The sequence below is a fragment of the Pseudomonas sp. D4002 genome (assembly GCF_013385665.1).
GTDB lineage: Bacteria > Pseudomonadota > Gammaproteobacteria > Pseudomonadales > Pseudomonadaceae > Aquipseudomonas.
Genome location: NZ_JACAPN010000014.1, coordinates 79184 through 91418 on the forward strand (window position 1 = coordinate 79184; position 12235 = coordinate 91418).

At 61.6% G+C, this 12235-nt stretch carries 11 protein-coding genes; 2 read left to right on the plus strand and 9 right to left on the minus strand.

Going from position 1 to position 12235, the window contains the following annotated elements; all coding sequences use genetic code 11:
* Window positions 1-37: 37 nt before the first annotated feature.
* From HX824_RS07530 to bioB, 9 genes are all read right to left on the minus strand, one after another.
* Window positions 38-1822 (minus strand): acyl-CoA dehydrogenase C-terminal domain-containing protein, encoded by a 1785-nt coding sequence (locus HX824_RS07530; RefSeq protein ID WP_177054401.1) that lies wholly within the window; start codon window positions 1820-1822, stop codon window positions 38-40.
* 90 nt (window positions 1823-1912) lie between these two features.
* Entirely contained in the window at window positions 1913-3202 is a 1290-nt protein-coding gene (locus tag HX824_RS07535; protein WP_023659318.1) for a diguanylate cyclase, read from the minus strand.
* 205 nt (window positions 3203-3407) lie between these two features.
* On the minus strand, window positions 3408-5213 hold the full coding sequence (locus tag HX824_RS07540; protein ID WP_087694738.1) for a phenylacyl-CoA dehydrogenase: 1806 nt from the start codon (window positions 5211-5213) through the stop codon (window positions 3408-3410).
* A 338-nt stretch (window positions 5214-5551) separates the two neighbouring features.
* Window positions 5552-5833, minus strand: coding sequence for a hypothetical protein (locus HX824_RS07545; RefSeq protein ID WP_008434375.1), 282 nt, complete (start codon window positions 5831-5833; stop codon window positions 5552-5554).
* A gap of 107 nt (window positions 5834-5940) precedes the next feature.
* Window positions 5941-6621, minus strand: a complete 681-nt coding sequence (bioD, locus tag HX824_RS07550; protein WP_008434374.1) for a dethiobiotin synthase — start codon at window positions 6619-6621, stop codon at window positions 5941-5943.
* Window positions 6618-7427, minus strand: a complete 810-nt coding sequence (bioC, locus tag HX824_RS07555; protein ID WP_177054402.1) for a malonyl-ACP O-methyltransferase BioC — start codon at window positions 7425-7427, stop codon at window positions 6618-6620. Before bioC ends, bioD begins: the two co-directional genes overlap by 4 nt.
* Window positions 7420-8151, minus strand: coding sequence for an alpha/beta fold hydrolase (locus HX824_RS07560; protein WP_177054403.1), 732 nt, complete (start codon window positions 8149-8151; stop codon window positions 7420-7422). Before HX824_RS07560 ends, bioC begins: the two co-directional genes overlap by 8 nt.
* Window positions 8144-9322, minus strand: coding sequence for an 8-amino-7-oxononanoate synthase (gene bioF, locus HX824_RS07565; protein ID WP_177054404.1), 1179 nt, complete (start codon window positions 9320-9322; stop codon window positions 8144-8146). The genes HX824_RS07560 and bioF overlap by 8 nt, the downstream gene beginning before the upstream one ends.
* 153 nt (window positions 9323-9475) lie before the next feature.
* Window positions 9476-10531 carry a biotin synthase BioB gene (bioB, locus tag HX824_RS07570; RefSeq protein ID WP_003211072.1) on the minus strand — a complete coding sequence of 352 codons (1056 nt, stop codon included), beginning with the start codon at window positions 10529-10531 and terminating at the stop codon, window positions 9476-9478.
* A gap of 89 nt (window positions 10532-10620) precedes the next feature.
* On the opposite strand from bioB, the gene HX824_RS07575 reads away from it, so the two are divergent.
* Together HX824_RS07575 and HX824_RS07580 are read left to right on the plus strand one after the other, a co-directional pair.
* The gene (locus tag HX824_RS07575; RefSeq protein ID WP_177054405.1) at window positions 10621-11358 is read left to right on the plus strand and encodes a ComF family protein; all 738 of its coding nucleotides are present in this window, start codon (window positions 10621-10623) and stop codon (window positions 11356-11358) included.
* A 57-nt stretch (window positions 11359-11415) separates the two neighbouring features.
* Window positions 11416-12180: a TOBE domain-containing protein gene (locus HX824_RS07580; RefSeq protein WP_008434365.1), complete on the plus strand. Its 765-nt coding sequence runs from the start codon at window positions 11416-11418 to the stop codon at window positions 12178-12180.
* The last annotated feature ends 55 nt before the right edge of the window (window positions 12181-12235 follow it).

Genomic DNA, 12235 nt, shown 5'->3' on the forward strand with positions numbered 1-12235 from the left:
TAGGGTCTGCTTGTGACCAACAAGTATTTTACGGTCACTAAAGCGCAAACAGCTCCGCCGGCAGACTCATCAGGCACTCACTGCCTGCCTCCACCGCCGCCCGGTGCGCGGCCGTGCGCGGTAGCAGGCGCTTGAAGTAGAACTCGCAGGTCGCCAGCTTGCCTCGGGCGTAATCGGCATCACCGCTACCGCTGTCCAACTGCTCTTGTGCCACCAGCGCCATGCGCAGCCACAAGTAGGCAAGGATGATGTAGCCGCTGTACATCAGGTAATCCAGGGCTGCAGCGCCGACTTCATCCGGGTTTTTCATGGCTGCCATGCCTACCTTGACCGTCAGCTCACCCCACTGCTGATTCAACTGGTTGAGCTGAGCCACATGGACCTTGAGTTGCGGATGTTCGGCGCTGGCCGCGCAAAACTTGTGGACGATTTTGGTAAAGCCGCGCAGCAGCTTGCCCTGGCTGCCGAGCACCTTGCGCCCGAGCAAATCCAGGGCCTGGATGCCGTTGGTCCCTTCATAGATCGGCGCAATCCGGCAATCGCGAACCAGTTGCTCCATGCCCCATTCACGAATGAAGCCATGGCCACCGAACACCTGCATGCCGTGGTTGGTCACCTCCAGCCCGGTTTCGGTCATGAACGCCTTGCAGATCGGCGTAAGGAAGGCCAACAGGTCTTCGGCTTCCTGGCGTTGCCCCTCGTCGCCACTCAGGTGTGCGGTATCGAGCAACTGTGCCGAGAAGTAGGTCAATGCGCGGTTGCCTTCATTGAAGGCTTTCATGGTCAGCAACATGCGCCGCACATCCGGGTGGACGATGATTGGATCAGCGGCTTTTTCGGGTGCCTTGGCGCCGGTCAGCGAGCGCATCTGCAAGCGGTCGTTGGCGTACTTGATCGCACCCTGGAAGCTCGCTTCCCCCAGGCAAAGGCCCTGCATGCCGGTGCCCAGGCGCGCATGGTTCATCATGGTGAACATGCAGTTGAGGCCCTTGTTCGCCTCACCGATCAGGAAACCCCGGGCGCCATCGAAGTTCAGCACACAGGTGGCCGACGCCTTGATGCCCATTTTGTGCTCGATGGAGCCGCAACTCATCGTGTTGCGCTCGCCCGAGTCGGCATGGAACTTGGGCACGATAAACAGCGAGATTCCCTTGGTGCCGGCCGGCGCATCCGGCAGCTTGGCCAGCACCAGGTGGATGATGTTGTCACTCATGTCATGCTCGCCGGCCGAGATGAAAATCTTGCTGCCGGTGACTGCATAACTGCCGTCGGCCTGCGGGACGGCGCGGGTCTTGATCAGGCCCAGGTCGGTGCCGCAATGGGCTTCAGTCAGGCACATGGTGCCGGTCCACTGGCCCGCGGTGAGTTTGCTCAGGTAGGTGTTTTTCTGCTCTTCAGTGCCGTGGGCACGGATCGCCGACATCGCACCGTGGGTCAGGCCAGGGTACATGCCCCAGGACGTATTGCTGGAGGAGATCATCTCCGCGAGCACCAGGCCCAGGGACATTGGCAAGCCCTGCCCGCCGTAGGCCGGGTCAGCCGCCAAACCGTGCCAGCCGCCTTCCACGTACTGCGCGAAGGCTTCCTTGAAGCCCTTGGGCGTGGTCACCACACCGTTGTCGAAATGGCAGCCTTCTTCATCGCCGGAGCGGTTCAACGGCGCCAGGACGTTTTCGCAGAACTTCGCACCTTCCTCGAGGATCGCGCCGACCATGTCCGGACTGGCATCGCTTGCACCCAGCGCGGCGTAGTGGCCGTGGAAGTCAAAGACGTGATCAATCAGAAAGCGCATGTCGCGCAGGGGAGCTTTATAGTCAGGCATGGCAATGTCTCCGGCAGCAGATGCCTTCAACCTACTGCCGCACGGCCCACCGGACAATCACTGTAGGGCCGCTGAATACACCACCATCACTCAACCGGCAGCGCTGTCCATGCGGACCGCGCCGCGGCGGGTCTGCCCCGCAGCGACCACGCAGTTACGCCCCGCGCCCTTGGCGTTGTACAGCGCCTGGTCGGCGGATTTGAGCACTTCTTCAGGGCTGCGCTGCTCGGCCTGGCGTTCGGCCACACCGATGCTGACGGTCACCGACACGCTGGAAGCGCCATTGCCCACACGACGCTGGCGCCCCTGCTGGTCGTCGTGGGGACGGTCCGGGTTACGCAGTTTAATGTCGTAGTTGGCGATGATTTCGCGGATCTCTTCCAGGTGCGGCAGGCATTCATCCAGGGTCTTGCCGGCGAATACCACGGCAAATTCCTCACCGCCATAGCGGTAGGCCCGGCCGCCGCCGTTGACCTTGGACAACTTGCTGGCCACCAGGCGCAGTACCTGGTCGCCCACGTCGTGGCCATGGGTATCGTTGAAACGCTTGAAGTGATCGACGTCGCCCATGGCCAGCACATAATTGCGCCCCAGGCGCTGCATGCGCTCATTGAGCGCGCGGCGGCCCGGCAACCCGGTCAGCTCGTCACGGAAGGCCATTTGATAAGCCTCGTGGGCCACCCCGGCAGCGATCATCAGCATCACCTGGCTGCACATGATGTTCAGGGTGAACGGCAGGATGAACGTCTGCGGCAACATCCAGAACAACCCCAGCAACCCTACCAGCTGCGCGGCGTGCAGCGGTCTTGGTTGATACCAGTACTGCGCGGCCAGGGTCACAAAACCAATCAGGAACATCGGATAGGACAGCTGGATCAGGCTCATCCAGCGGCCATGCAAGGCGGGCCAGCGAATTTCGGCCAACCAGCTTAATAAGGCATGGGGGAAACTTTGTTCAAGGGCAAGCGCCACGCTGCCTACCGCAAACAGCACCGCGCAGCGTGCGACGAAGTCGCGAAACAGGTGGGTTTTTTCTTGCCAGACCGCGTAGATGCCGAACAGCAACGGTAACAACAGGCAACACAGATGGAAGACCACGGCCGCGTCGTCCCGCACGCGACCGTTATCGCGGTAGTAATCGGTCTGGGTATCCAGCAGGAAATAGACCACGTACACCGTGATCATCAGGAACAGCTCTCGCTGGCGCCGGTAGACCGCGCAGTACGAGCCGCCCAGCAGCAGCACGAGGGTCGGCAGCACATTGAACAGTGAAGTGAAGAACACATTGAGATCCTTCACATACGCAGCCGAGAGCCCCGCCAGCAGTAAAAGCAGTGAAGGTAAAAAATGACTGAAACGTACAGCAGACGCGCGCGACAAGGGTAAAGCTCCGACCCACAAAAAAAGATGGCACAGTGCCTTCACTGATCACAGTTAAGCACATTCAATGTGATGCGTATCACATTGCCATCACTGTAACGGCCGCTCGGAGCAATCCCTGAGTGCGGTACTGTGGTTTTTTATCGCGCAAAAAAAACCGCCGTTCCCGAAGGAGCGGCGGCTTTTGAAGCGAACTGGCCGAGGCTTAGTAGCCCAGGTCGAAGTTCTCTTCTTTCATGTCCATCAGGTTGTTGGCGCCCGACAGCATGGTTGCAACGTGGGTGCGGGTACGCGGCAGGATGCGCTGGAAGTAGAAGCGCGCAGTCTGCAGCTTGGCGGTGTAGAAGCCTTCTTCGCTGGTGCCGGCAGCCAGTTTTTCGGCGGCCAGGCGGGCCATGTCGGCCCAGAAGTAAGCCAGGCAGGCATAACCGGAGTACATCAGGTAATCCACCGAAGCGGCACCGACTTCTTCGCGGTCTTTCATGGCCGCCATGCCGACCTTCATGGTCAACTCGCCCCACTCTTTGTTCAGTGCCGCCAGCGGTGCAACGAATTCCTGTACCGCTTCGTTGCCTTCGTTGGCCTGGCAGAACTTGTGGACGATCTTGGTGAAGCCCTTCAGCGCTTCGCCTTGGGTCATCAGCACTTTACGGCCCAGCAGGTCGAGGGCCTGGATGCCGGTGGTGCCTTCGTACAGCATCGAAATGCGGCTGTCGCGAACGTTCTGCTCCATGCCCCACTCGGCGATGAAGCCGTGGCCGCCGTAGATTTGCACGCCGTGGTTGGCGGCTTCAAAACCGACTTCGGTCATGAACGCCTTGGCGATCGGGGTCATGAAGGCCAGCAGTGCGTCAGCCTGTTTCTTGGCTTCGTCGTCAGTGCCGTACTTGACCACGTCAACCTGCTTGGCGGTGAAGTACACCATCGCGCGGTTGCCTTCGGCGAAGGCTTTCATGGTCAGCAGCATGCGGCGCACGTCAGGGTGCACGATGATCGGGTCGGCTGCCTTGTCTGGCGCTTTCGGGCCAGTCAGGGAGCGCATTTGCAGGCGGTCGCGAGCGTATTTGAGGCCGCCCTGGAAGCCGATTTCAGCGTGGGACAGGCCTTGCAGCGCGGTGCCCAGGCGAGCGGTGTTCATAAAGGTGAACATGCAGTTCAGGCCTTTGTTCGCCGGGCCGATCAGGAAACCGGTGGCCGCGTCGAAGTTCATCACGCAGGTGGCGTTGCCGTGGATACCCATCTTGTGTTCCAGGGAACCACAGGACACCGCGTTGCGTTCGCCAATCGAACCGTCGGCGTTCGGTACGAACTTGGGAACGATGAACAGCGAAATGCCTTTGGTGCCAGCCGGTGCGTCCGGCAGGCGAGCCAGCACGATGTGGACGATGTTGTCGGCCATGTCGTGTTCGCCGGCCGAGATGAAGATCTTGGTACCGGAAACCTTGTAGGAACCATCAGCCTGAGGCTCGGCCTTGGTGCGCAGCATGCCCAGGTCGGTGCCGCAGTGCGGTTCGGTCAGGCACATGGTGCCGGTCCACTCGCCCGACACCAGTTTGGTCAGGTAAGCCTCTTGCTGCTCGGGGGTGCCGTGCTCGGAAATGGTGTTCATCGCGCCATGGGACAGGCCCGGGTACATGCCCCACGACCAGTTGGCTTCGCCGACCATTTCGCTGACCGCCAGGCCCAGGGATTCCGGCAGGCCCTGGCCACCGTGCGCCACGTCGTGGGCCAGGCTTGGCCAGCCGCCTTCAACGAACTGTTTGTAGGCTTCTTTGAAACCGGTAGGGGTCTTAACGCCTGACTCGCTCCAGGTGCAACCTTCGATATCACCCACGCGGTTCAGCGGTGCCAGTACCTGCTCACAGAACTTGGCGCCTTCTTCGAGAATGGCGTCAACCATGTCCGGGGTAGCGTCCTGGCAAGCCGGCAGGCTCTGATAGTGCGCTTCATAGCCAAGCAGTTCGTCACGAACGAAGCGAATATCACGCAAGGGGGCCTTGTAGTCAGGCATAGCGATAAACCTCTGCTGATGTATCTGGGATGAACAACCGCATGGATGTGTTATGGCGGTCAAACAGTTGTTTGAAACATACGTTTACGACCAATCCTTGTCAAGCGTCGCGCAAACGCCGTTTGTCATGACGCAGGTCAACGTCAGGCACGGCAAGGCCTGCAGCGAAATGCCGCATGACGATTCAGGGGGAAAAAGATTATTGAGCGGTGAAGATCAGTGTGGGAGCTGGCTTGCCTGCGATGCGGGCGCCGCGGTGTATCAGGAGGATCGAGGTGACGCTATCGCAGGCAAGCCGGCTCCCACAGAGAAGCCAGCTCGCACGATAAGAGGGGGGGTTATGCGTAAGTATCGATCAAGGTGCCGAGCATTTCGTCGGAAGCCTTGGCGACTTTGGCGCCCAGTTCAACCTGGAACTTGCCTTGGGCCATCTCGACCATGTTGCTCGCCGAGTTGCTGGCCTGATTGGCGTCTACCGAACGCAAACGATCATTTTGCGCGTCCGAAGGCTGGGAAGTGGCGGCGCTGGCAATCTTGCCGGCGGCCTGGTCGACACGGTTCTGCCCGGTCTGAATCGCGCTCAGTCCCGAGTAAAACGCACTGCTACCAGAGATTTCCATGGCGTGAACCTGCCTATAAGAGAATCGTGAACTGTTATTGAAGCAGACCTACCGGCAAAACGCCCGTCAAAAACACTAATGGCATAATGCCTTCGCGATAGGCAAAACTAGTCAAGCAGGTCCAGTTGCAAGTACGCGGCGACCGCTTCGGCGCTGGGATGCTTGAGCTTGGGCACCCTTCCCAGGCATGGCGCGGGGAGTCGTTCAGCCAGGGTCGCGAGGTTTTCTTCCAGACGAGAGGTCTTGGGGTCGATGATATTGGCCACCCAGCCCGCCAGCGGCAACCCGTCCCGGGCGATGGCTTCTGCGGTCAGCAACGCGTGGCTGATACACCCCAGCCGCACACCCACCACCAAGATCACCGGCAGCTTCAGCGCCTGGGCCAGGTCCGACAAATTGTCCTGGTCCGCCAATGGCACACGCCAGCCGCCCGCACCTTCGATCAAGGTGAAGTCCGCCTGCTTGGCGAGAACGTGCTGCATGGGTTTCAACAACGACTGCACCGTCAGCGCCACGCCGGCTTCACGGGCCGCCAGATGCGGCGCGATGGCCGGCTCGAAGGCCACCGGGTTGACCTCGGCATAACTCAACGGCAACGAACACTCGGCCAGCAACGCCAGGGCGTCCGAATTGCGCAGGCCCTTGGGCGTCAGCTGGCACCCAGAGGCTACCGGCTTGCCCGCCGCCGTACTTTTGCCGGCTTGCCGCGCGGCATGCAGCAGGCCGGCAGCGACAGTGGTCTTGCCGACGTCGGTGTCGGTCCCCGTGATGAAGTAAGCGGCATTCATAGAGGTTTCTCCAGGACGGCGTACACCACTTGATAAGTTGCCGGCAGGCCCTGGGCCTGGCGGAACTGCTCGTAGGCTTGCACCAGTGCAACAATCCGCGCCCGGCCCGTCAACCCTCCTGGGCGCCCCGGGTTCAGATTGTGCGCACCCAACGCTTTCAGTTCGTGGGTCAGGCTGCGCACGTCGGGGTAATGCAACACGTGGGGACACTGCTCCAGGCTGCGCACCCGCAAACCACTGGCTGCGCACAGTTGCTCATAAGCACTGAACGGCCGGAAGCGGTTCACATGAACCATGCCATCCGCTGCGCGCCAGCTTTCGCGCAACTCATCCAGCGTACCCACGCAGAGGCTGGCAAACGCCAGCACGCCACCGGGCTGCAATACGCGCCGCGCTTCGCTGAGCACTGCGGCAAAATCCGAGCACCACTGCACCGCCAAACTGGAGTAGATCAGCCCGCAACTGGCGTCCTGCAAGGGCAAGCGCTCGGCATCGCCAGCGATGAAATGTTGTGCACCGCCCAGCGGCCGGGCGTGTTTGAGCATGCCCTCGGCGATATCCAGGGCGAAACCCTGGCTATCGGCAAATGACTGGCCCAGCACACGACTGAAATAGCCCGTGCCACTGCCCAGGTCCAGCCAGCGTTGTGGAGAAAGACCTTCGGGCAAACGCCGCAACAGCTCGCTGCCCACCGCACGCTGCAACTCGGCAACGCTGTCGTAACTGGCGGCTGCGCGGGAAAAGGAGGCCGCTACCTGGCGCTTGTCTGGCAAGCCGCCGGGCAACACATGGGACAAATCAGTCATCACCGCACTCATGCAAAAAAGCCTGGATGGCCCCCGCCACACCGTGGGGGTCCTCCAGTAGAAAAGCGTGACCGGCCTGCTCAATCAGGCCGATTTCAACGTCAGGCAACAAGGCGAACAACTCACTGGCCACTTCAGCCGGAACCAGCCCGTCCAGCCCGGCAAACAGATGCAACTGCGGCCCTTGAAAGTCGACCAACGCCTGGCGGGTGTCCAATCGGCCCAACAGCTCCAGACCACTGAGCAAGGTCTGCGCGGAGGTTTTAGGGGCACCCGCCAGCAATAGCCGAGCAAGTGATCGGGGATCACTGGAACCCCGGGCGCAAAGCAGACTGAAGCGTTTTAACGTCGCAACCGGATCAAGGCGGCAACCGTTAAGAAACGCCATAAAATCCTCTTCGTGCATGCCATGGCCCCAGCGGGACCAGGCCACGAAGCTTGCGTTGCTGGCAAAGGTGAGCAAACCGCAACAATGATCACCGCGCCGGGCGGCCAACTCGGCAGCAAGCATGCCGCCGAGGGACCAACCACCCAGCCAGACGTCTTGGGGCACGGTCGAATCCAGCTCATCGAGCCACTCTTGAAGGTCGTCCGACTCCACGTCCGGCAACGGTTCGATCTGCACCTGCAAGTGTTCATCCAGCCCCTGCAACGCCGCCGCCAACGGTTCCAGCGGAGAAACACCGAGGCCCCAGCCAGGCAGCAATATCAGTCGATCACGCATGGTCGGGCTCCTGGCCTAACAAGCGGAAACACTCTTCCAATGCGCTTAACAATAGCTGCACCTGGGCGTTGCTGTGGGCCGCCGTCAGGGTCACCCGCAGGCGAGCGCTACCGGCAGGCACGGTCGGTGGCCGGATCGCGTTCACCATCAGCCCGCGCTCGCGCAGCATCTGCGACAAACGCACCGCGCGGGCACTGTCGCCAATCATGATCGGCTGGATCGGCGTGAAACTGTCCATCAGTTCCAGGCCAATCTGCTCGGCGCCCTGGCGGAACTGGCGGATCAGCCCATTGAGATGCTCCCGCCGCCAATGCTCGGTGCGCAGCAGTTCCAGGCTTTTCAGCGTGGCGCACGCCAATGCCGGCGGTTGGCTGGTGGTGTAGATATACGGGCGGGCGAACTGGATCAGGCTTTCGATCAGCTCTTCGCTGCCCGCCACAAAGGCGCCAGCGGTACCGAAGGCCTTGCCGAGGGTGCCGACCAGCACCGGCACATCTTCCTGGCTCAAGCCAAAATGCTCGACGATCCCGCCACCGTTGGCGCCCAAAGGCCCGAAGCCATGGGCGTCATCCACCATCAACCATGCGCCCTTGGCCCGGGTTTCACGGGCCAGTGAGGGCAGATCCGCCAGGTCACCGTCCATGCTGAACACGCCGTCGGTCACCACCAGCGTATTGCCGGTGGCTTTCTCCAGGCGCTTGGCCAGGCTTTCAGCATCGTTGTGCAGGTAACGATTGAAGCGCGCACCCGAGAGCAAACCGGCATCCAGCAACGAGGCGTGGTTAAGGCGGTCTTCCAGCACCGTATCGCCCTGCCCCACCAGCGCGGTGACGGCGCCAAGGTTAGCCATGTAACCGGTGGTGAACAGCAGCGCCCGCGGGCGACCAGTGAGGTCGGCCAGGGCCTCTTCCAGTTCATGGTGCGGCGTGCTGTGGCCGATCACCAGATGCGAAGCGCCGCCACCCACGCCCCAGCGAGCCGCGCCCGCGCGCCAGGCTTCAATCACTTGCGGGTGATTGGCCAGGCCCAGGTAATCGTTGTTGCAGAACGCCAGCAACGGCTGGCCGTCGACCACCACGTCAGGGCCTTGCGGGCTCTGCAGCAGTGGACGTTGGCGATACAGGTGTTCGGCACGACGAGCCGCAAGACGCGCGGCGAGATCGAAAGACATGAGACCTCGGTAGATCAGGTTGAACGCAGTCAAAAATGTGGGAGCGGGCTTGCTCGCGAAAGCAGTGGATCAGTCAGCTTATGTATTGGCTGACACACCGCCTTCGCGAGCAAGCCCGCTCCCACATTTGGGTGGCATTCCAAAGTGGACTTATCAAACAGCCGCGTTATAGAACTGCTCGCTGCTCTTCTGCTCCACCAGCGCCTGCTCGATCGCCGCCTGGTGCACTTCATCGGCGTGCTCTTCACGAGCTTCCGGCAAGATGCCCAGGCGCGAGAACAGTTGCATGTCCTTGTCCGCCTGCGGGTTGGCAGTGGTCAGCAGCTTGTCGCCGTAGAAAATCGAGTTGGCGCCAGCAAAGAATGCCAGGGCCTGCATCTGCTCGTTCATCGCCTCACGCCCGGCCGACAGCCGCACATGGGACTGCGGCATCAGGATGCGCGCCACCGCCAGCATGCGGATGAAGTCGAACGGGTCGATGTCGTCGGCGTTTTCCAGCGGCGTGCCGGCAACTTTCACCAGCATGTTGATCGGCACCGATTCCGGATGCTCCGGCAGGTTGGCCAGTTGGATCAGCAGGTTGGCGCGATCGTCCAGGGACTCGCCCATGCCGAGGATGCCGCCGGAGCAGATCTTCATCCCCGAATCACGCACGTACGCCAGGGTTTGCAGGCGCTCGCCGTAGGTGCGGGTGGTGATGATCGAACCGTAGAACTCCGGCGACGTGTCGAGGTTGTGGTTGTAGTAATCGAGGCCGGCCTGGGCCAGGGCTTCGGTCTGGTCCTGGTCGAGACGGCCGAGGGTCATGCAGGTTTCCAGGCCCATGGCTTTCACGCCTTTGACCATCTCCAGCACGTAGGGCATGTCTTTGGCTGACGGATGCTTCCAGGCGGCGCCCATGCAGAAACGGGTCGAACCGATGGCCTTGGCGCGAGCGGCCTCTTCGAGGACCTTCTGCACTTCCATCAGCTTCTCTTTTTCCAGGCCGGTGTTGTAGTGGCCCGACTGCGGACAATATTTGCAATCTTCCGGGCAGGCGCCGGTCTTGATCGACAGCAGCGTGGAAACCTGGACGCGGTTGGCGTCGAAATGCGCGCGGTGCACGGTCTGCGCCTGGAACAACAGGTCGTTGAAGGGCTGCACGAACAGCGCTTTGACTTCGGCTAAAGACCAATCGTGACGCAGGTTGGCAGTGATGCTGGCGCTCATGGGCGATTCCTTGATTATGCTTTGGCAAGCCCTGTGGGAGTAATACCCACAGGTACGACACGGATGCTCGGCATATTTAAGGAAGATTCATGCACTGTCAACTTGAGAACAAACACGAGGTTTACATCTGGTTAAAAAGCAACCAAACCTGTTTAATCTGCGATGAAAGCAGCGGAACGGCCGATCCTGTCTGCAGCGCCTGCGAAACCGAGCTGCCCTGGCTGATGGAACATTGCGAGGTGTGCGCACTGCCGTTGCCGGCGACGGGCCTGGTGTGCGGCCAGTGCTTGAAGCAACCTCAGGCGTTCAAGCAGGTCGTCGCGCCGTGGACCTACAGCTTCCCCATCGACAGCCTGATCAGCCGTTTCAAGCATCAGGCCCGCTGGCCGCTGGGGCACCTGCTTGCGCACCTGTTGGGACAATTCCTGCAACACCGCTATGAAGATGCCACGCTGGCTCGCCCCGACTGCCTGCTGCCCGTGCCCTTGGCCCGCAAACGCCTGCGGGAACGGGGCTTCAACCAGGCGGCGATGCTCGCCCGCTGGCTGAGTGAGGACCTGAACATCCCCTGGGATGAGCACCTGCTGTCACGGCCGCGTGAAACCGTGGCGCAGCAAGACCTGGACGCCAGGACCCGCAAGCGCAACCTGCACCAGGCCTTCGCCCTGGCCGACGGCGCGCAAGTCAAAGGCCGGCACTTGGCGCTGATCGACGACGTACTGACCACCGGCGCCACCGCCAGCAGTCTCGCCCGCCTGTTGATGGATGCCGGCGCCCGACAGGTGGATGTGTATTGCCTGGCACGGACGCCCAAGCCCGGCACATGACTTGACTCGCGGGCGTCCTGCCCGCAACGTCAGCCCATTCCATCGAAGCGTGTAACCATGTCCCTGCCAACCCTCTTGAGCCAACACATCGTCCGTCGCCCGCAGCGCATTGCACTGCTGCAACATATTGCCGAACAAGGCTCCATCACCCGCGCCGCAAAGAGTGCGGGGCTGAGCTACAAGGCGGCCTGGGACGCCATCGACGAACTGAACAACCTGGCGCAAAAGCCCCTGGTGGAACGCAGCGTCGGCGGCAAGGGCGGTGGCGGCGCCAGGTTGACGGCCGAGGGTGAGCGGGTATTACGCCTTTACCAACGCCTGCAGGTGCTGCAAGCCCAGGTGCTGGATTGCGCCGAAGACGCCAGCGACTTCAACCTGCTGGGCCGCCTGATGCTGCGCACCAGCGCACGTAACCAGTTGCACGGCCGGGTGATCGCCATCGACAGCCACGGCCGCAATGACCTGATTCGCCTGGAGCTGGCAGCCGGGCTGCGCCTGGATGCGCAGATCACCCACGACAGCACGTTGCGCCTGGAGCTGGAGATCGGCACCGAAGTCGTCGCCCTGATCAAGGCCGGCTGGCTTGAAGTACTGGCCGTCACGCAGGCAGCAACACCTGGACACAATTGCCTGGAAGGAAAAATCGAGGCCATTCTCGATGCCGAAGACGGCCCCAGCGAGGTGCGGATCACCTTGCCCAACGGCCAGGTTCTCTGCGCCCTAGCCCGGCCCGACGCGCTTGCGCAGATCCATGCCGCCGAAGGCCTGCAGGTGAAGGTGCAGTTCTCCCCCAGCAACGTGCTGCTGGGCACTCCGGTGTAGCGCTTCAAACTGCAACAATTTCGTCACGACTGCTCCCTAAGGTGGCTGCAAAAAC